Origin of the sequence: Stenotrophomonas sp. LC732 (assembly GCF_052446685.1) — a bacterium.
In the GTDB taxonomy this organism is placed as follows: Bacteria; Pseudomonadota; Gammaproteobacteria; order Xanthomonadales; family Xanthomonadaceae; genus Stenotrophomonas; species Stenotrophomonas muris.
In genome coordinates this window covers 607,671-627,853 of record NZ_CP199214.1, presented here as the reverse complement: position 1 = coordinate 627,853, position 20,183 = coordinate 607,671, and the positions used below count along the sequence as shown (strand labels likewise).

Here is a 20,183-nt window from a genome sequence, read left to right as displayed (position 1 = left end):
GTACCCGGCCAGCGGCCGGCACTACCGCCCCCGGAGTTCGGGGGCAGCGCCGGCGCCATCCAGCGGCCCTTGCCCCGGCCGCCGTTTCGCGGCACGCTTCGCGCTTCCGTACGCAAGCGTATCGACCATGTCGCCAGCCAACGAAAGCGCCTATCCCCATCTGTTCGCCCCGCTGGACCTGGGCTTCACCCAACTGCGCAACCGCGTATTGATGGGCTCGATGCACACCGGCCTGGAGGATCGCGCCCGCGACTTCCCGCGGCTGGCGGCGTACTTCGCCGAGCGCGCCGAGGGCGGCGTCGGCCTGATCGTCACCGGCGGCTTCGCACCGAATGTGGTCGGCTGGCTGAAGCCGTTCGGCGGCAAGCTGTCCTGGCCCTGGGAAGTGCGGCCGCACCGCCAGCTCACCGCCGCCGCGCACCAGCACGGCGCGAAGATCTGCCTGCAGCTGCTGCATGCAGGCCGTTACGCCTATCACCCCTTGTCGGTGGCACCGTCGAAGCTGAAGGCACCGATCAACCCGTTCACCCCGCGCGCGTTGTCGGCCAGCGGCGTCGACCGGCATATCGCCGATTACGCACGCAGCGCGAAGCTGGCCCGCGAGGCCGGCTACGACGGCGTGGAAGTGATGGGTTCGGAGGGCTACCTCATCAACGAATTCATCGCCCCGCGCACCAACAAGCGCACCGATGCCTGGGGCGGCGACGCGCGCCAACGCATGCGCTTCGCGGTCGAGATCGTACGCCGCATCCGCGAGGCCTGCGGCCCGGACTTCATCATCATCTATCGCCTGTCGCTGGTGGATCTGGTCGACGACGGCAGCAGCTGGGAAGAAATCGTGCAGCAGGCGCAGGCCATCGAGGCGGCCGGCGCAACGATCATCAATTCCGGCATCGGCTGGCACGAAGCGCGCATTCCGACCATCGCCACCTCGGTGCCGCGTGCCGCCTTCGCCGGGGTCACCGCCAAGCTCAAGCCGCATGTGAAGGTGCCGCTGGTGGCGACCAACCGCATCAACATGCCCGACGTCGCCGAGCGCATCCTCGCCAATGGCGGCGCCGACATGGTGTCGCTGGCACGCCCGCTGCTGGCCGACCCGCAGTGGCCGAACAAGGCCCGTGCCGGCCGCGCCGAGGCGATCAACACCTGCATCGCCTGCAACCAGGCCTGCCTGGACCACGTGTTCGAGAACAAGCTGGCCAGCTGCCTGGTCAATCCGCGCGCCGCGCACGAGACCGAGCTGGTCTATCACCCCACCGCCACGCCGAAGAAGGTAGCCGTGGTCGGTGCCGGCCCTGCCGGCCTGGCCTGTGCCACCGTCGCTGCCCAGCGCGGCCACCTGGTCACCCTGTTCGACGCCAATGATGAGATCGGCGGCCAGTTCAACGTGGCCAAGCGCATCCCCGGCAAGGAAGAGTTCCACGAGACCCTGCGCTACTTCCGCCACAAACTGGCCGAAACCGGTGTGCAGCTGCGCCTCGGCACCCGCGCCGAAGCCGCCCAGCTGACCGGCTTCGACGAGGTGGTGCTGGCCACCGGCATCACCCCGCGCAAGGTCGATTTCCCCGGTGCCGATCACGCCAGGGTGGTCAGCTACCTGGACGTGCTGCTGGGCCGGGTCGAAGTGGGCGCCAGTGCGGCGATCATCGGCGCCGGCGGCATCGGCTTCGATGTCGGCGAATTCCTCAGTCACGCCGGCGAGTCCCCCTCCCTCGACCCGCAGCGCTGGATGGCCGAATGGGGCGTGGACAGCACCTTCGAGGCCCGCGGCTCACTGGCCAGGCCGGAGGTTGAAACCTCGCCGCGCCGGCTGTGGCTGCTGCAGCGCAGCCCGGGCAAGCCCGGCGCGCGCCTGGGCAAGACCACCGGCTGGATCCATCGCGCCACGCTGAAGGCCAAGGGCGTGCGCATGCTCGGTGGCGTCGAGTACCTCGGCGTGGACGACGCGGGCCTGCGCATCCGCGTGGACGGCAGCGAACAGCTGCTGCCGGTCGACCATGTGGTGATCTGCGCCGGGCAGGAACCCAACCGCGCGCTGCAGGCCGAACTGCAGGCGGCCGGCATCAACGCGCAGCTGATCGGCGGTGCCGACGTGGCCGCAGAACTCGACGCCAAGCGCGCCATCGACCAGGGCAGCCGGGTTGCCGCCGGGCTCTGATGAGCGCCTGAATGGGGGGCGGAATGTGATTTCCGTCACCCTCATTGAACCTGAATGTCAAGCCGAGCGGTTCACGATGCGTTCGGCTACGCCCCCCTACCTTGCGCCATCTTTCCGCTCACCAGCCAGTTTCCGGTGAGCCGGCGCAGCCCCACGATCGGTACTGGTCGTTTCTTTTGGGGCTGCCCACGGGGCGGCCCCGATGGCCGCCTCCCCATGACGCCAAGTCGTACCCCGCCTCCTGTCGCCCTGCGGCCGGAACCGGAAAGTGCGGCCCATACGGAGCAAGGAGTTATATGAAACTGGCCTGGATTCTCTGGCTGTCGCAGTTGTTGCCGCAGCCGGCCGCTGATTCACTGTGTTTGAGCACCACCGTTTACCTGGAAGCCCGCGACCAGACTCTGCGCGGCCAGCAGGCCGTCGCCGAGGTCGCACTGCGCCGTCTCGACAGTGGCCTGTGGGGCGACTCGATGTGCCAGGTGGTCACCGCGCGCAAGCAGTTCGCACCGACCATCGTCTCCCCCGGCACCCAGTTGGGCAACGACGCGGCCTGGAGCGAGGCAATGAACGTGGCCTTCGACGCCGAGCGCAACTGGGCGCTGCCGGCCGGCGAGCGCCGCGAGATCGTGCCCGGTGCCAGCCACTTCGCCGCGCTGTCCATCGCCAGCCCGAACTGGCGCAATGCCTACCAGGTGGCCACCATCGGCGATCACACCTTCTATAAGGTGCAGAACCTCAAGCCGCGGCAGTCGTAACGATCCGTGCCGGCGGCAGCGTTGCCGCCTGCCGGCAGGCTCTGGGATAGTGGGCGTTTCCCGCCCGCATCACCTGGAGTTCCCATGAAGCTGTACAGCAAGCCCGGTGCCTGTTCCACCGCCGACCACATCGCCCTGCAGTGGACCGGCCAGCCGTTCGAGGTTGAACTGCTGAACAAGGACACCCTGAAGGGTCCGGAATTCCTCAAGATCAATCCGGCCGGTGCGGTGCCCGCGCTGGTCGACGGCGACTTCGTGCTGCTGCAGAACGCCGCGATCATGGGCTACATCGCCGACAGCTTCCCGCAGGCCGGCCTCGGCGGTGACGGCAGCCCGCGCCAGCGCGCCGAAGCCACCCGCTGGCTGGCGTTCGTCAATTCCGACGTGCACCCGGCCTTCTCGCCGCTGTTCGCGCCGGGCAAGTTCATTGCCGACGAAGGCCAGTACGACGCGATCCGCGCCGCCGCGCACAAGCGCCTGCGTGGCCTGTTCGAGACCGCCGACAGGCAGCTGGCCGACAAGCCCTGGCTGGCCGGCTTCCGCAGCTTCGCCGACCCGTACTTCTACATCACCCTGCGCTGGGCCGCCGGCACCAAGGTCGACCTGTCGGGCCTGGACAATCTGGCCGCCTACAAGGCACGCATGGATGCCGATGCCGGCGTGCAGGCCGCGCTGAAGGCCGAAGGCCTGGCCTGACCTTGGTCAGGGGTCAGAGCCGTTCGCGTGGCGGACGGATCTGACCCCACCGGCCACCAGACGGGGTCGGATCCGTCTGCGCAGCAGGCGGCTCCGACCCCTCGATATCATTCGCGCGATCAGCCGATCTGGCGGATCACTTCCCCCTTGGCATCGCGCAGGTAGGTCGGCACCACTTCGATGCGCAGCGCCCCCGCCACCGGGTAAACCCCGCGCTCGGCGCGCACCCCTGCCAGGGCCTGCAGGCCCGCCTCGTCCAGTGACCAGCGCACGCTGTCGGCGGATACGTCCGCCGCTTCACCGCCCCCATGCGCGATGAACTCCCACTGCCGCTCGCGGCTGGCCAGTTCCAGCGATTTGCCGTGGCGCAGGCGCAGCGGCAACAGTTCGCACACGCTGGCGACCTGACCGGCGCCGAGCACCAGCGTGGTGACGCCCGCCTCCTGCCGCCAGTCCAGGGTCTCGATGAACAGCATGCCGGTGCTGGAACCCTCGCGTTCGCTGCCGGCCCGCACCCGCTGTGCCAGCGCCGGATCGTCCAGCAGATTGCCGCGATGCAGATCGCTGATCCACAGCGGCATCGCCGGCAGCAGCGCCTGCAGCACGCCACGCGTCGACCAGCGCTTGACCGCCTCCATCTCCTCATCGGTCAATCCGACCAGCTGCAGGAACTGCAGATGGCCGTTGGCCGTGTCCCGCGCCGGCAACTGCGGGTCCGCAATGAAGGCCAGATGGCACAGCCGCGTGCCGGTCTCCAGCGCGATCGGACCGTTGGCGTTGAGGTGATGGCCATCCTCGAACACGTTGCCACTGCCGAACACGTAGCGCGCCAGGTTCTGCAGCAGGTTCATCGGCCACACCGGCGGGGTGCTGCCGGCGTTCTCACCGGCCTCGGCAGCCAGACGGAAGGTCAGCTCGAAGCCATAACCGCTGGCATCTGCATCACTGCTCTCCTTGGCGTACAGCTCGGAGAAGCCGTAGGTGATGTAATGCCAGTGCGGTACCGGCGCATCCGCCCAGTACACGCTGATGCCATCCAGTGGATCCTGGCCACCGAGCGTGTACGGAAGCGCGGTGCCGAAGTGGCGCGGCTCCTGGCCGGCATACAGCGGCGCCAGCGCCGCATTGATCGCGTCCCAGCCTGGGGTGTCGGTGTCGTCGTGGTCGTCCTGCACGCGGGACTCCTTGTAGGGAAGTGAACCGATCACTTTACGCGGTGGCTCAGGCCTGCACGACCTCACTGCCAGCGTTCAGCACCGCCGACTGGGTTTCCTGCCACCAGCGCTGCGCCAATGCCGGGCTGCGCGCCTTGCCCACCGCCGCCAGCAACTCCGGGCACAAGCGCTCCAGCGCCAGCGCATCGGTGCAGCGTTCGATCTTCAACTGCATGAAGTAGCCCTTCAGGCCCAGGTGGCGGCGCACCGCCTCGCTCATCGCGTCGTACAACTGCTGGTACAGCGCCGGGTCCTGTTCGCGCCCGGTGCTGATGCCGCGCGCCGGCGCCACCTCTGCGCTTCCGCCGATCACTTCGATCAGGCCCTGTGCTGACAATTGCTCCAGTGCGTCCGGTGGTGCCCGCAGGCCTTCGAACAGGCCACGCAGTTCGGTGTCGTTGCGATGGCCATCGACCATCAGCAGGATCGAACGCAGTGCCGCCGGCAGGCGCCGGCTACGGTCTTCGATTTCCTGACGGCCAGCAGCCGTCTTGGCGTGCAGCAATGCCATTGCCTCCCCCTCGCTCGATGCGCAATGCCGGCGCGCCCTCGCGGGCACGCCCCCCTGTGTTGCCATCTCCGGACGGCACGCGCGTTCCCCGGCGCGAGCCGCGTATTGCAGGTCGATGACAGGCCGAGCTTAGCGCAAGTACTGCGGGTAGTGCCGGCCGCTGGCCGGCAACCTCGGGGTGGATGGGGGTGCCGGCCAGTGGCCGGCACGACCGGATCAACGGCCCAGCGCCCGGCGGATCTCCTCCAGCGCGCCGGGGTCGTCCAGCGTCGACAGGTCACCCGGGTCGCGCTGCTCGGCCAGCGCCTGCAACGAGCGCCGCAGCAGCTTGCCCGAACGGGTCTTGGGCAGCGCGTTGACCACGTGCACGTGCGCCGGGCGGGCCACTGCGCCGAGCGAGGTGGTCACCGTGGCCATCATCTCGGCCACCACTTGCGCCGGATCCTCGCCATCCAGGCCCTGCTTGAGGGTGACGAACACCAGCGGCACCTGCCCCTTCAATTCGTCCTTGACCCCGATCACGGCAGCCTCGGCCACGCGCGGGTGGCTCGAAATGGCCTCTTCGATCTCGCGCGTGCCCAGCCGGTGCCCGGCCACGTTGATCACATCATCGGTACGGCCGAGGATGAAGGTGTAGCCATCGTCGTCGCGGATTGCCCAGTCCAGCGAGCTGTACAGCAGTTCCTTGAAGTGGCTGAAGTAGCTCTGCAGGAAACGGTTGTCGTCGTTCCACACCGTGCTCATGCAGCCCGGCGGCAACGGTGGCGACACCACCAGCACCCCCTTCTGCCCCGGTGCGACTTCCTCGCCGGTGTTCTCGTCGATCACCTTCATCCGGTAGCCGAGGTTGGGGAAGCCCGGCGAACCGAAGCGCACCGGCTTCATCTCCAGGCCCGGCAGCAGGGTCAGCGCCGGCCAGCCGGTCTCGGTCTGCCAGTAGTTGTCGATGATCGGCTTGCCGAGCGCTTCGCTGATCCAGTGCGCGGTCGGTTCGTCCAGTGGCTCGCCGGCCAGGAACAGGTATTTCAGCGCGCGCAGGTCGTGGCGATGGATGAAGTCCGCATCGTGCTTCTTCAGCACGCGGATGGCAGTGGGGGACGAGAACATCGTGCGCACGTTGTACTGCTCGCACAGCGCCCACCAGATGCCCGGGTCCGGGTTGGTCGGCAGCCCTTCGTACAGCAGCGAGGTGCAGCCGCCGATCAGCGGGCCGTACACATTGTAGGAATGGCCTACCGCCCAGCCGACATCGGAAGTGGAGAACATCACCTGCCCCGGCCTGCAGTCGAACACGGTTTCCATCGACTGTGCCATCGCCACCGCGTAGCCGCCGACATCGCGCTGCACGCCCTTCGGCTTGCCGGTGGTGCCCGAGGTATACAACAGGTAGCTCGGCTCGCTCGATTCCAGCCACTGCACCGGCACGTCGACCTCACCGATCTGCGCACGCAGCGCGGCGTACTCCACATCGCGGCCCGGCACGCGTGGTTCGGCGGCATCCAGTCCGCGCGACACGATCAGCACGTGCGGCGGTGGCGACGTGGCTTCGGCGCAGGCTGCATCGACCATCGGCTTGTACGGAATCAGCTTGCCACCGCGCATGCCGGCATCGGCGGCGATCAGCAGCTTCGGCTTGGCATCGTCGATGCGCAGCGCCAAGTTGTGCGCTGCGAAGCCACCGAACACCACCAAATGCACCGCACCGATGCGCGCGCAGGCCAGCATCGCGAACACGGCTTCGGCCATGTTCGGCATGTAGATCACCACACGGTCACCGTGACCGACGCCGAGGTGCTTGAGCACGGCAGCGAAGTCGTTCACTTCCCGATACAGCTGGCGATAGGTGATCTCGCGGGTGCTGCTGGTCTCGGTGGAAATGGCAACCAGCGCGAGCTGGTCGGCGCGCTCGGCCAGATGGCGGTCGACGGCGTTGTAGCAGAGATTGGTTTCACCGCCGACAAACCAGCGCCGGAACGGCGGGTTGCTGTAGTCGAGTACCTGCTGCGGCGGTTTGTGCCAATGGATGCGCTTGGCTTCCTCGCCCCAGAAGGCCTCCGGCTCGTCGATCGAGCGACGGTAGGTTTCCTCGTAGTTCATGACGCAGCCCTCCCAGACAAAGTCATGGGTTCGAGGATAGTCCGGCGCTGCCGCGCGGGCCGCCCTACCTTGGTAGGGGGTGGGGTTTTCATGCAGGGCTGCGCCCTGCACCCGCGGTAGTGCCGGCCGCTGGCCGGCAACCTCAGAAGCAACAGCCGAAGCAACAGCGGGTTTCCCGTGGGATGGCGAGGTGGGTCCGGTTGCGGGGGACACCGTGAATCCGTCCATGGAGGCTCGGTCGCCGCATCCATGCGGCTCACGCCCCCGCAACCGGACCCACCCCGCCTTCGACAGACTTCCGCGATCTGTCGGAGCACGGGGTCGGATCCCCAGATTCAATATTCAATTCGATATCTGACAGAAAAATCGTGTCGACCAAGGTCGACACCTACCAACACCAACAGCGACAGCCGTTACCAACTGCCGCAGGAATCTGTCGGGGGTGGGGCGGTGTGGGTTGGCAGGACCGTTGGCGCCATGGATGGCGCCATCGAGCCCCCCTTGGGTGAGGGCGCTTTGCTTGCGAAGCACTGCTTTGCAAGCGCCCGAACGCACAGCCGCCAGCGGCTGGGCCGGACCCCGGAGGGGGGTTTACGGCGTGTCCTGCCAACCCACACCGCCCCGCCCAGCAAGCAGAAGACCAGAGCCGCCTTGGCCTTTGACGTTGCTCCGGTTCGTAGCAGGTGCAGGGCTGCAAGCCCTGCCGAACCCCTAGAACGGAGTGGCGGACTCGAACGCGAGCGCCTCGCCCGTCACCGGGTGGGTGAACCGCAGGCTGCGCGCATGCAGATGCACGCGCTGCGCAGGCGCGGCGTCATACAGCACATCGCCAACGATGGGATGGCCGAGACTGGCCATGTGCAGGCGCAGTTGATGGCTGCGGCCAGTGACCGGCTCCAGCGCCACGCGCGTGCGCTGCGCTTCGGCATCACGCGCCATTACGCGCCAGCGCGTCAGCGCCGGCTTGCCGCGTTCGTGATCGATCATCTGCTTCGGCCGGTTTGGCCAGTCCACGATCAGTGGCAGGTCCACATCGCCGGCATCGCCTTCAAGCAGCCCCTCCACGATCGCTTCATAACGCTTGCCGACCTGGCGCTGCTCGAACTGCATCGACAACGCCACCTGCATGTCCTTGCCGCGCGCATGCAGCAGCAGGCCGGAGGTCACCTGGTCCAGGCGGTGCACGGTCAACGCATCCGGGTACAGCGCCTGCAGGCGCGCGACCACGCAATCCTGGTTCTCGGCGCCGCGGCCGGGCACGGACAGCAGGCCGGCCGGCTTCTCGGCCACCAGCAGCGCGTCGTCGATGTAATGCAGGTGGATCATGCGGCTCCGTATCCGTCCAAACAGAAACGGGGAAGCCGAAGCTTCCCCGTTCTGCGTACCGACCAACGGTCGGTACCTACCTCGATGGGAATGTACCGACCAGCGGTCGACACCTACCTTGATGAAAGAGGTACCGGCTCGAGCCGGTACCGCCTGCATCAGCCCAGCAGGTGGGCAACGCCGGCGCGCTCTTCTTCCAGCTCGGCCAGGGTCTTGTCGATGTACTTCTGGCTGAAGTCGTCGATCGGCAGATCCTTCACCAGGGTGTACTTGCCGTTCTCGGTGGTCACTGCGAAGCCGAAGATCACGCCTTCCGGAATGCCGTAGGAACCGTCGGACGGCACGCCCATGGTGACCCACTTGCCGTTGCTGCCCAGCACCCAGTCACGCACGTGGTCGATGGCAGCGTTGGCGGCCGAAGCGGCCGAGGACGAGCCACGGGCTTCGATGATCGCCGCGCCGCGCTTGCCCACGGTCGGGATGAAGGTGTTGGCGTTCCATTCCTGGTCGTTGATCGCATCGGCGATCGACGCGCCATCGGCGGTGGCGAAACGGTAGTCCGGGTACATGGTCGGGCTGTGGTTGCCCCACACGACCAGCTTCTCCATGCCACCGACCGGCTTGCCGAGCTTGGTCGACAGCTGGCTCAGCGCGCGGTTGTGGTCCAGGCGCAGCATGGCGGTGAAGTTTTCCGGCTTCAGGTCCGGGGCCGACTTCATGGCGATGTAGGCATTGGTGTTGGCCGGGTTGCCGACCACCAGCACCTTCACGTCACGGCTGGCGACCTTGTTCAGCGCCGCGCCCTGGGCGGTGAAGATCTTGGCGTTTTCCAGCAGCAGGTCCTTGCGCTCCATGCCCGGGCCACGCGGACGTGCGCCAACCAGCAGGGCGATGTCGGCGTCCTTGAACGCGACTTCGGCATCATCGGTGCCGACCATGCCGGCCAGCAGCGGGAAGGCGCAGTCTTCCAGCTCCATCATCACGCCCTTCAGGGCGGCCTGGGCCTTGTCGACCGGCAGTTCCAGCAGCTGCAGGATGACCGGCTGGTCCTTGCCCAGCATTTCGCCGGAGGCGATGCGGAACAGCAGGGCATAACCGATCTGGCCGGCGGCGCCGGTCACGGCAACACGAACGGGTGCTTTCATGGGGGTTTCCTCTTGCTTGCAAGCGTTTGATGGGACGCCGCGGGCAGAGCCACGCAGGCCTGGCGGGCGGCGGGGAACAGGGAAACGGCCACCCGTGGGTGGCCGTTTCGAAGGGGGATCAGGCGGCGAGGTGCTTGTTCCACTCCGCGACGCGGTCGGCCTGGGCGGCCAGCACGGCGTCGACGTCGCCTTCCAGGGTAATCGAATGGATCACGTCGCCCTGCTTGACCGAATCGACGATCGCCTGGCCTTCCAGGACCTTGCCGAAGACGGTGTGGCGGCCGTCCAGCCAATCGGTCTTGATGTGGGTGATGAAGAACTGGCTGCCGTTGGTGTTCGGGCCGGCGTTGGCCATCGACAGCGAGCCGACCTCGTGCTTCACGCCATTCTTCTCGTCTTCGAACTTGTAGCCCGGGCCGCCGGTGCCACGACCCTGCGGGCAGCCGCCCTGGATCATGAAGTCGGCGATAACGCGGTGGAAGATCAGGCCGTCATAGAAGCCGTGCTTGACCAGGTTCACGAAGTTGGCCACGGTCAGCGGTGCCTTGTCGGCGAACAGCTCGACCTTGATCGGGCCCTGGGTGGTGTCGAAAGTGGCGATGAGGGACATGAAGATCCTTGATGCAAAGGGGAATGCGTCTAGCCACCTAGTTTACACCCGCCTCGTGTCGGCGGCGGCTTCGACCATTGGTGAAGCGCCCCGCTTCAGCCCCCGGACGGGGAGCCGCGCAGCCGGGTCCTGGCGGCCCCGGCCGGGGCGGCGGATGCCCAGCTGAATGGGCCCCATGACAGGCGTGAAATCCACCTTTTCGCGAATCGTCAAGTTCGACGTATAATGTTGGACTTCTTTTTCCAAATCCGGCGCCGACTGGCCCCCTTTCGTATGTCCATCGAAAATCTTCGCAACATCGCCATCGTCGCCCACGTCGACCATGGCAAGACCACCCTGGTCGACCAGCTGCTGAAGCAGTCCGGCACCCTGTCCGAGCGTACCGTCCTCGCCGAGCGCGTGATGGACAGCAACGACCAGGAAAAGGAACGCGGCATCACCATCCTGGCCAAGAACACCGCCATCACCTGGGAAGACAAGAAGACCGGCATCAAGAACCGGATCAACATCGTCGACACCCCCGGCCACGCCGACTTCGGTGGTGAGGTCGAGCGCGTGCTGTCGATGGTCGACACCGTGCTGATCCTGGTCGATGCGATGGACGGCCCGATGCCGCAGACCCGCTTCGTCACCCAGAAGGCCTTCGCGATGGGCTTCAAGCCGATCGTCGTGGTCAACAAGATCGACCGTCCGGGCGCGCGTCCGGAATGGGTGATCGACCAGGTCTTCGACCTGTTCGACAAGCTCGGCGCCACCAATGAGCAGCTGGACTTCCCGATCGTCTACGCCTCGGCCCTGAACGGCTACGCCGGCCTGGAAGACACCGTGCGCGACGGCGACATGACCCCGCTGTACGAAGCGATCATGCAGCACGCCCCGCGTCCGGAAGTGGACCCGGAAGGCCCGTTCCAGATGCGCATCAGCCAGCTGGACTACAACAACTTCGTGGGCGTGATCGGCATCGGCCGCATCCAGCGCGGCACCCTGAAGAAGAACATGCAGGTCGCCGTCATCGACCGTGAAGGCAAGAAGCGCAACGGCAAGGTCGCCCAGGTGCTGGGCTTCCTGGGCCTGGAGCGCATCGAGCAGGAGACGGCCGAGGCCGGTGACATCGTGGCCATCTCCGGCATTCCGGAGCTGACCATCTCCGACACCCTGTGCCACCCGGATACCCCCGAAGCCCTGCCGGCGCTGACCGTCGACGAGCCGACCATCTCGATGACCTTCCAGGTCAACAACTCGCCGTTCGCCGGCAACAAGGACCTGTCCGGTGGCAAGTTCCTGACCAGCCGCCAGATCAAGGACCGCCTGGACCGCGAGCAGGTCCACAACGTGGCACTGAAGGTCGAACAGCTGGAAGACGCCGACAAGTTCCTGGTCTCCGGCCGCGGCGAACTGCACCTGTCGGTGCTGATCGAGAACATGCGCCGTGAAGGCTACGAGCTGGCGGTGTCGCGCCCGGAAGTGATCATCAAGGAAATCGACGGCCAGATGATGGAGCCGATCGAGCAGCTGGTGGTGGACATCGAAGAAATCCACCAGGGCGGCGTGATGGAAAAGCTGGGTACCCGCAAGGGCCAGCTGAAGAACATGGAACCGGACGGCAAGGGCCGTGTGCGCCTGGAATACCAGATCCCGGCCCGTGGCCTGATCGGTTTCCAGAACGAGTTCAAGACCCTGACCCAGGGTTCGGGCCTGCTGTTCCACGTGTTCGACCATTACGGTCCGAAGGAACAGGGTGCGATCGCCAAGCGCATCAACGGCGTGATGATCGCCAATGCGCCGGGCGTCACTCCCGCCTACTCGCTGGGTCCGCTGCAGGAGCGCGGCAAGCTCTTCGCTGCCGAAGGCGACAACGTGTATGAAGGCCAGCTGGTCGGCATCCACTCCAAGGACAACGATCTGACCGTCAACGCGATCAAGACCAAGCCGCTGACCAACATGCGCGCTTCGGGCAAGGACGACGCGATCCAGCTGACCCCGGCGATCAAGTACTCGCTGGAACAGGCCCTGGACTTCATCGAAGACGACGAGCTGGTCGAGATCACCCCCAAGGAGATCCGTCTGCGCAAGAAGTTCCTGACCGAAAGCGACCGCAAGAAGGCTTCGCGCGGCGGCTGAGCCAGCACCCCGTGGACCAGAGCGGCTACAACCCGGATCCGCACCGGCATCCGGGCCTCCACGTCATCGCCCTGCTCGAAGCGAGCAAGGCGATGCTGGCGCTGTTGGCCGCCACCGGGCTGGAAGTGCTCGGACCGCAGCCGCTGCGGCACGGCATCATGGTCCTGATCCGGCGTTTCAGCCTGGATCCGGACCATGGCACCCTGCCCTCGCTGCTGCACATGATCAGCTCCGACGCGGTGCACCTGGCCGCGGCGGGGATGATCGGCTACGGCCTGCTGCACCTGGTCGAAGCCTGGGGCCTGTGGCGGGCCAAGGCCTGGGCCTCCTGGCTGGGCTGCCTGACCGCCTCCCTGTACCTGCCTTTCGACATCTTCGCGATCATCCGCCATCCCGGCTGGCCATCGTGGACGATCCTGGCGATCAACCTGATCGTGGTCTACGTCCTCGCCCGCGACCTGCGCAAGCGCCACCGCTGAGCACCGGCTACACTGGGGATTGGAGCCGACCAAGCCGCCCCATGCGCCCGTCCTTGCCGCCTCTGCTGACCTGCCTGCTTGCCGCGCTGCCTGCGCTGCTTTCGGCTGGCTGCAGCCCGGCCGCGTCCAGCGCGCATGCGGCCGAACCCGCGAGCCGCAACGTGCCGTTCCCGTACGCCGAAACCGATGTCACCGACCTGCAGGCGCGGATGAGCGCCGGTGAGCTGGACAGCACCACCCTGACCCAAGCCTACCTGCAGCGCATCGCCACCCTGGACCGCACCGGGCCGCGCCTGCGCGCGGTGATCGAGCTCAACCCGGATGCACTGAGGGAAGCCGCTGCGCGCGACCGCGAGCGCCGTGATGGACGCCTGCGCGGCCCGCTGCACGGCATTCCGGTACTGCTGAAGGACAACATCAACGCCGCCCCGATGGCCACCAGCGCCGGCTCGCTGGCCCTGCAGGGGTTCCGCCCGGACGACGCCTACCTGGTGCGCCGGCTGCGCGACGCCGGCGCGGTGGTGCTGGGCAAGACCAATCTCAGCGAGTGGGCCAATTTCCGCGGCAACGATTCGGTGTCCGGCTGGAGCGCACGCGGCGGCCAGACCCGCAATCCCTATCGCCTCAGCCACTCGCCCTGCGGCTCCAGCAGCGGCAGCGCGGTGGCGGTCGCCGCCAACCTGGCCAGCGTGGCGATCGGCACCGAAACCGACGGCAGCATCGTCTGCCCTGCGGCGGTCAATGGCATCGTCGGCCTCAAGCCGACCGTCGGCCTGGTCAGCCGCGAGGGCATCATCCCGATTTCCTTCAGCCAGGACACCGCAGGACCGATGACCCGCAGCGTCGCCGACGCTGCAGCCGTGCTGACCGCTATCGCCGGCCGCGACGATGCCGACCCGGCCACGGCGACCATGCCTGGCCGCGCGGTGTACGACTACACCGCGCGCCTGGACCCGGAGGGCCTGCGTGGCAAGCGCATCGGCCTGCTGCAGACACCGCTGCTGAAATACCGCGGCATGCCGCCGCTGATCGAACAGGCGGCCACCGAGCTGCGCCGGGCGGGTGCCTTCGTGGTGCCGGTGGAGCTGCCCAACCAGGGCGCCTGGGCCGAGGCGGAACGCACGGTGCTGCTGTACGAATTCAAGGCCGGGCTGGAGCGCTACTTCAGCACCCATCGCGCGCCACTACGCAGCCTGGCCGACCTGATCGCCTTCAACCAGGCGCACAGCAAGCAGGAGCTGGGCCTGTTCGGCCAGGAACTGCTGGTGGCGGCCGACGCTACCGCCGGCCTGGCCGACCCCGCCTATATCCGTGCACGCAGCGATGCGCGCCGGCTGGCCGGCGCGGAAGGCATCGACGCCGCCCTCGCCGCCCACCAGCTCGATGCCCTGGTGGCGCCGACCACCGGTGTGGCGTGGCCGATCCGCAGCGAAGGCGACGACTTCCCCGGCGAGAGCTACAGCGCCGCCGCCGTCGCCGGCTATCCCAGCCTCAGCGTGCCGATGGGCCAGATCAATGGCCTGCCGGTCGGCCTGCTGTTCATGGGCACCGCCTGGAGCGAACCGAAGCTGATCGAAATGGCCTACGCCTACGAACAGCGCACCCGCGCGCGACGCCCGCCGCACTTCGACACCGACACCCTGATCGACGCCGGCGAGCCGTGATCGTGTTTCTGTAGAGCCGAGCCCACGCTCGGCTTCAACGGAAAATCGAAAGCAGCCGAGCATGGCTCGGCTCTACAGCGGCTGGTCGGGCTCTACCGGCACGATCGCCGCCTCACCGTCTTCAGCCCCCGGCGAACGCACATCCGCAGTGCGCGCACGTGGACCGCGCGGCATGTCCAGTTCGTCTGCATGCTGCAGCCGCGCACGCACCTGCGGCAGCGACTGCGGATGCTCGCGCGCGAGGAAATCGAGCATGCGTTCGCGCACCAGGCAGCGCAGATCGAAGGCATCACCGGAGCTGCGCGCACTGACCAGCAGGCGCACCTGGATTGCGCGCTCGCTGGTCTCGGTCACCTGGGTCACGCAGACCCGGCCATCCCACAGCGCTTCACCGCGGCAGATGCGTTCCAGCTCGGTACGGATCGCTGCCACCGGGGCACGATAGTCCAGCCACAGGAACGCGGTGCCGAGCAGGTCGGCGCTGCGCCGCGTCCAGTTCTGGAAGGGGTTCTCGATGAACCAGGTCAGCGGCACCACCATTCGCCGCTCATCCCAGATGCGCACCACCACATAGCTGCTGCCGATCTCCTCGATGCGCCCCCACTCGCCTTCGACGATCACCACATCATCCAGCCGGATCGGCTGCGTCACTGCGATCTGCAGGCCGGCGATCAGATTGCCGAACACGGGCTTTGCGGCGATACCGGCCACCAGGCCGATCAGGCCCGCCGAGGCCAGAAGCGCGGTGCCGATCTTCTGCACCATCGGGAAGGTCAGCAGCACCAGCGATGCGCCCAGCACGATGATGCCGCCCATCAGCACACGGCTGAGCACCCGCGTCTGGGTCTGGATGCGGCGCGCTTCCAGGTTGTCGGAGACATCGATGGGATGGCTGCGCAGGATGGCACGTTCGCCCGCCGCCACCGCCCGCACCAGCAGCCAGATGAAGCACGCGGTCAGCGCGATATGCAGCACCCGTTGCAGGTTGCCCAGAACGGGATCCTGCAGCGGCGTGGCCTGCAATGCAGGGATCAACAGCAGCAGCGGCCATGCGGTGGCCATCGGCAGCCCGAGCACACGCCCGATACGCGCGCGCCGACGATCGCGCCCCTTCAGCCGATGGTAGATCCACAGGATCAGCCACGCGCCGATGCCGCCCACCACTACGGCCAATCCCAACGGCCATGCGTATGCCTGTGCGCTTTGCCAGTGCACCGTTGCCACCTCCACTCGAACAGCCAAGTGGACAGACTCGCGCATGGCGCATGAGCGCCACGTCAGTCGTTCGTAAGCAGCGTGTTGGTCGGCAGGGCTTGCAGCCCTGTACCTGCGGTAGTGCCGGCCGCTGGCCGGCAACCTCAACAGCAACAGCCGAAGCAGAAGCGGGCTTCCTGTGGGATGGCGGAGTGGGGCCGGTTGCGGGAGACGCCGTGAATCCCGCTCCGCGGTCCGGCCCAGCCGCTGGCGGCTGTGCCGGACCCCGGAGGGGGGTTCACGGCGTGTCCTGCCTGCCCACATCGCCCCGCCATCCCACGGAATGCATGCTGTTGCCGTTGCTTAGGCCGTTGCCGTTGCCGTTGCGTCAGCAGGTGCAGGGCTGCAAGCCCTGCCGCAACGCCCTTACCGCACCTGCTCCTGCTTGCGCACGATCGCCATCGCGATCTCCAGCGACTGCTCGTAGTTCAACCGCGGGTCCACCGTCGAACGATACGCGCGTTCCAGGTCGCGCTCGGTCAGTTCGCGCGCGCCACCGGTGCATTCGGTCACGTCTTCGCCCGTCAGTTCCAGGTGCACACCGCCCAGTCGCGTGCCTGCGGCCGCATGCAGATCGAACGACATCTCCACTTCGCCACGCACGTTGTCGAAGCGGCGCGTCTTGAAGCCATTGGCGGTGCTCTCGGTATTGCCATGCATCGCGTCACACACCCACAGCACGCGACGGCCATCGCGCTTGACCGCATCCAGCAGCGGCGGCAGCTTCTCGGCAATCTGCGCTGCCCCCATGCGGTGGATGAAGCTCAGTCGCCCTGGCTCGTCATGCGGGTTGAGCACATCGATCAGGCGCAGCAGCTGGTCCGGCGTCACCGACGGGCCGACCTTGATCGCAATCGGATTGCGCACGCCACGCAGGTATTCCACGTGCGCGCCGTCAAGCGCGGCGGTGCGCATGCCGATCCACGGGTAATGCGTGCTCAGGTTCAACCAGCCCTGCTGGCGCGGCACCTGCCGGGTCAGCGCCTGCTCGTAGGGCAGCAGCAGCGCTTCATGCGAGGTGTAGAAGTCGATGCGGTTGAGGTTGTGCACGCGGGCCCCGGCCAGGGTTTCCATGAAGTGCACCGCATCACCGATCGACGCCACCATCTTCTGGTACTCGGCGGCCAGCGGCGAATGCCGCACCCACTCCAGGTTCCAGTACTCCGGATGATGCAGGTCGGCGAAGCCGCCATCGATCAGCGCACGCACGAAGTTCATGGTCATCGCCGAATGCGCATGCGCCTGCAGCATCCGCTTCGGATCCGGCAGGCGCGCCGCCTCGGTGAACGCCGGCGCATTGATCACATCGCCGCGGTAGCTGGGCAGGGTCACGCCGTCGCGGGTCTCGGTATCGGCCGAACGCGGCTTGGCGTACTGGCCGGCAAAGCGCCCGACGCGGATCACCGGCTGGCGAAGGCCATGCACCAGCACCAGGCTCATCTGCAGCAGCACTTTCAACCGGTTGGAAATCGTGCCCGATTCGCAGTCGCTGAAGTTCTCGGCGCAATCGCCGCCCTGCAGCAGGAAGCGCTTGCCTTCCTGGGCCTCGGCCAACTGCTGCTTCAGCGCCAGGATTTCCCACGAGGTGACCAGCGGCGGCAGGCGCTTCAGCTCATGCAGTGCAGCGTCCAGCGCCACCGGGTCCGGGTAGGTCGGCATCTGCAGCGCGGTCTTGCCGCGCCAGCTCTCCGGCGACCAGGCAGCGCCAGCGGCGGTCGCGGCAGGATCGAGGACGGGCGGAACGGCGGACAGGCTCATTGCAGACTTCCGGGGAGGGGGGCGGTCATGGTCGCAGAGCCAGCCGCTGGCGCAAAGGGCTGGGCACGCCCTGCACATGACTGAACGCCGGGGAAAGGGCATCGCGATCGGCCAGAAACCGCATGGCCACGGCCGCCCGGACAGGCGCATGATTCGCCACGCACTGTTACGAAGTAACACTGCATCCCCGTCGGCCCCTTCCACAGCCTATCTGCCATGAAGCCCTCCCTGCTCGCTACCGGCATTACCTTCGCCCTGACCCTGGCCAGTCTGCCCACCCTCGCTATGGCCGCCGATGCCGCCGCTCCCGTGAAGGACCTCGACACGGTCACTGTCAGCGCCCAGCTCGACCAGGCCCGCAATGCGCTGTCGCCGGACATCGGCAGCAGCCAGTACCAGATCACCGCCGAGGACATCCAGAAGCAGCCGCTGGGTGCCTCCGCGCCGCTCAGCCAGGTGCTGCTGCAGGCTCCGGGCGTGGTCCAGGATTCCTACGGTGGCGTGCACGTGCGCGGCGACCACGCGAACCTGCAGTACCGCATCAACGGCGTACTGCTGCCCGAATCGATCTCCGGCTTCGGCCAGACCCTGGATGCCCGCACCATCAAGAGCATCCGCCTGATGGACGGGGCGCTGCCGGCGCAGTTCGGCGAGCGCACCGCTGCGGTGGTCGACATCACCACCCGCAGCGGCGCCGAGCTCGGCAATGGCGGCAGCGCCGGTCTGACCGCAGGCTCGTTCGGCAAGATCAATCCGAATGCCTCGTGGTGGGGCAATCAAGGGCGCTGGAGCTGGTTCCTGACCGGCAACTACGACCAGAACGAGGTCGGCCTGGAGAACCCGACCCGCTCGCGCAAGCCGCTGCACGACGACACGCACCAGGGCAAAGCCTTCGCCGACCTGACCTACCTGGTCAACGAGAACACCCGCCTGAGCGTGTTCGCCGGCTTTGCCAACAATCGCTTCCAGATCCCGGTCAATCCCGGGCAGACCCCGCAGTTCGGTTACCTGGACACGACCACCTTCGACTCCAGCCAGCTGGATGAAACCCAGCGCGAGACCACCCGCTTCGGCATGCTGGTGCTGCAGGGCACGCTGGGCGGCACCGCCTACCAGCTGTCCGCCGGGCAGCGCTACAGCGACGTGGCGTTCAACCCGGATGTCATCGGCGATCTGGTATTCAGTGGCGTCGCCTCGCAGGTCCAGCGCAGCAACCGCGCCAACACGCTGCAGGCCGACTTCTCCACCCCGCTGGGCAACGACCACACGCTGCGCTACGGCCTGTACGGCAACTACGAGAATGCGCGCGCCAGCAACAACAGCTGGGTGTTCCCGGTCGATGGCGCCGGCCAGCAATCCAGCACCACGCCACTGCTGATTCCAGACCGCAGCGCCTTCCACGCCAGTACGCTGGCGGTGTACGTGCAGGATGAGTGGAAGATCGGCGACGACTGGACAGTGAACTACGGCCTGCGTGGTGATCGCTACAAGGCCTTCGGCCGCACCGAGGGCCAGCTCAGCCCCCGCCTGGGCGCGGTCTGGAATGCCAGCGACAGCACCACCGTGCATGCCGGCTATTCGCGTTACTTCACGCCACCGGCCAGTGAGTTGATCGCCAGCAGCGATATCGCCCTGTACGACGGCACCACCAACCAGCAGCCGGGCGGCGGCAACAACATTCCGCTGGCCGAACGCAGCGACTACTACGACATCGGCGTCTCGCAGCAGCTGGGTGAACACCTGACCCTGGGCCTGGACGCGTACGACCGCCGCGTCGCGCGCCTGCAGGACGAAGGCCAGTTCGGCGCCGCCTACATCTACTCGACGTTCAACTACCGCCGCGGCCATATCCGTGGGCTGGAGTTCAGTGCCGACTACAGCAGCGGTCCGTTCAGCGCCTACTTCAACGCGGCGTACAACAAGGCCATCGGCACCCAGGTCATCACCAGCCAGTACAACCTCGATCCGGACGCGCTGGCCTATGTGGCCGACCACTGGATCCACCTGGACCACGACCAGAAGCTGACGTCGTCGGGGGGCTTCAGCTACGCCTTCGCCGGGCACAACCGGGTCGGTGCCAACTACGTGTTCGGCAGCGGCCTGCGTTCGGATATCGAGGGCGTGCCCAACGGCGGCGAGCTGCCGTCCTACCTGCAGGTGAACCTCAGCGCCGGGCATGATTTCAATGCCGACAGCGGCCATCCGCTGCACGTGCAGCTGGCCGTGATCAACGCATTGGATCGCAGCTACCAGCTGCGCGATGGCGGCGGTGTCGGCGTGTTCGCCCCGCAATGGGGACCGCGCCGCGGCGCCTACCTGAGCCTGCAGCAGGACTTCTGAGGAGACAGGGGTCGGATCCCTTTCCGCAGGAAAGGGCTCTGACCCCGCACCGGGA

15 protein-coding genes are annotated in these 20,183 nt (G+C 67.1%); 7 read left to right on the top strand and 8 right to left on the bottom strand.

The genetic code is table 11. The features are described 5' to 3' along the window. The first annotated feature begins 127 nt into the window (after positions 1 to 127). From ACT6SE_RS02970 to ACT6SE_RS02960, 3 genes are all read left to right on the top strand, one after another. On the top strand, positions 128 to 2,158 hold the full coding sequence (locus ACT6SE_RS02970; RefSeq protein ID WP_046429087.1) for an NADPH-dependent 2,4-dienoyl-CoA reductase: 2,031 nt from the start codon (positions 128 to 130) through the stop codon (positions 2,156 to 2,158). Between the two features lie 296 nt (positions 2,159 to 2,454). Continuing rightward, positions 2,455 to 2,913, top strand: a complete 459-nt coding sequence (locus ACT6SE_RS02965) for a cell wall hydrolase (RefSeq protein ID WP_004154513.1) — start codon at positions 2,455 to 2,457, stop codon at positions 2,911 to 2,913. A gap of 84 nt (positions 2,914 to 2,997) precedes the next feature. After that, positions 2,998 to 3,609 carry a glutathione S-transferase N-terminal domain-containing protein gene (locus ACT6SE_RS02960; protein WP_014646068.1) on the top strand — a complete coding sequence of 204 codons (612 nt, stop codon included), beginning with the start codon at positions 2,998 to 3,000 and terminating at the stop codon, positions 3,607 to 3,609. A 119-nt stretch (positions 3,610 to 3,728) separates the two neighbouring features. Here the strand turns inward: ACT6SE_RS02960 and ACT6SE_RS02955 are convergent, their stop codons facing one another. The 6 genes from ACT6SE_RS02955 to ACT6SE_RS02930 all read right to left on the bottom strand — a co-directional run bounded on the left by ACT6SE_RS02955 (position 3,729) and on the right by ACT6SE_RS02930 (position 10,512). Continuing rightward, positions 3,729 to 4,784 carry a suppressor of fused domain protein gene (locus ACT6SE_RS02955; protein WP_046429085.1) on the bottom strand — a complete coding sequence of 352 codons (1,056 nt, stop codon included), beginning with the start codon at positions 4,782 to 4,784 and terminating at the stop codon, positions 3,729 to 3,731. A 46-nt stretch (positions 4,785 to 4,830) separates the two neighbouring features. Further along, positions 4,831 to 5,334, bottom strand: coding sequence for a hypothetical protein (locus ACT6SE_RS02950; protein ID WP_046429081.1), 504 nt, complete (start codon positions 5,332 to 5,334; stop codon positions 4,831 to 4,833). A 216-nt stretch (positions 5,335 to 5,550) separates the two neighbouring features. Further along, positions 5,551 to 7,431 (bottom strand): propionate--CoA ligase, encoded by a 1,881-nt coding sequence (prpE, locus tag ACT6SE_RS02945; protein ID WP_046429079.1) that lies wholly within the window; start codon positions 7,429 to 7,431, stop codon positions 5,551 to 5,553. A gap of 711 nt (positions 7,432 to 8,142) precedes the next feature. Further along, complete coding sequence (locus ACT6SE_RS02940) at positions 8,143 to 8,757, bottom strand: RluA family pseudouridine synthase (RefSeq protein ID WP_032955877.1); 615 nt, start codon at positions 8,755 to 8,757, stop codon at positions 8,143 to 8,145. Between the two features lie 158 nt (positions 8,758 to 8,915). Beyond that, a complete protein-coding gene (locus ACT6SE_RS02935) occupies positions 8,916 to 9,902 on the bottom strand; it encodes a malate dehydrogenase (protein ID WP_004153634.1) in 987 nt (328 codons plus the stop codon). 118 nt (positions 9,903 to 10,020) lie between these two features. Then, a complete protein-coding gene (locus tag ACT6SE_RS02930; RefSeq protein ID WP_005408225.1) occupies positions 10,021 to 10,512 on the bottom strand; it encodes a peptidylprolyl isomerase in 492 nt (163 codons plus the stop codon). A 273-nt stretch (positions 10,513 to 10,785) separates the two neighbouring features. Between ACT6SE_RS02930 and typA the strand changes: the two genes are divergently transcribed. From typA to ACT6SE_RS02915, 3 genes are read left to right on the top strand one after another with little or no spacing between them, the layout of a single operon-like run. Next, on the top strand, positions 10,786 to 12,633 hold the full coding sequence (gene typA, locus ACT6SE_RS02925) for a translational GTPase TypA (protein WP_046429077.1): 1,848 nt from the start codon (positions 10,786 to 10,788) through the stop codon (positions 12,631 to 12,633). 11 nt (positions 12,634 to 12,644) lie between these two features. Then, positions 12,645 to 13,112, top strand: coding sequence for a DUF2127 domain-containing protein (locus tag ACT6SE_RS02920; RefSeq protein WP_046429074.1), 468 nt, complete (start codon positions 12,645 to 12,647; stop codon positions 13,110 to 13,112). Between the two features lie 41 nt (positions 13,113 to 13,153). Continuing rightward, entirely contained in the window at positions 13,154 to 14,776 is a 1,623-nt protein-coding gene (locus tag ACT6SE_RS02915) for an amidase (RefSeq protein ID WP_046429071.1), read from the top strand. Positions 14,777 to 14,848: 72 nt separating this feature from the next. Here the strand turns inward: ACT6SE_RS02915 and ACT6SE_RS02910 are convergent, their stop codons facing one another. Then, positions 14,849 to 16,036, bottom strand: a complete 1,188-nt coding sequence (locus ACT6SE_RS02910; protein ID WP_153643614.1) for a mechanosensitive ion channel family protein — start codon at positions 16,034 to 16,036, stop codon at positions 14,849 to 14,851. A 360-nt stretch (positions 16,037 to 16,396) separates the two neighbouring features. Next, a complete protein-coding gene (locus tag ACT6SE_RS02905; protein WP_046429066.1) occupies positions 16,397 to 17,788 on the bottom strand; it encodes a class II 3-deoxy-7-phosphoheptulonate synthase in 1,392 nt (463 codons plus the stop codon). A gap of 216 nt (positions 17,789 to 18,004) precedes the next feature. On the opposite strand from ACT6SE_RS02905, the gene ACT6SE_RS02900 reads away from it, so the two are divergent. After that, on the top strand, positions 18,005 to 20,128 hold the full coding sequence (locus tag ACT6SE_RS02900) for a TonB-dependent receptor (protein WP_088375327.1): 2,124 nt from the start codon (positions 18,005 to 18,007) through the stop codon (positions 20,126 to 20,128). Positions 20,129 to 20,183 lie beyond the last annotated feature (55 nt).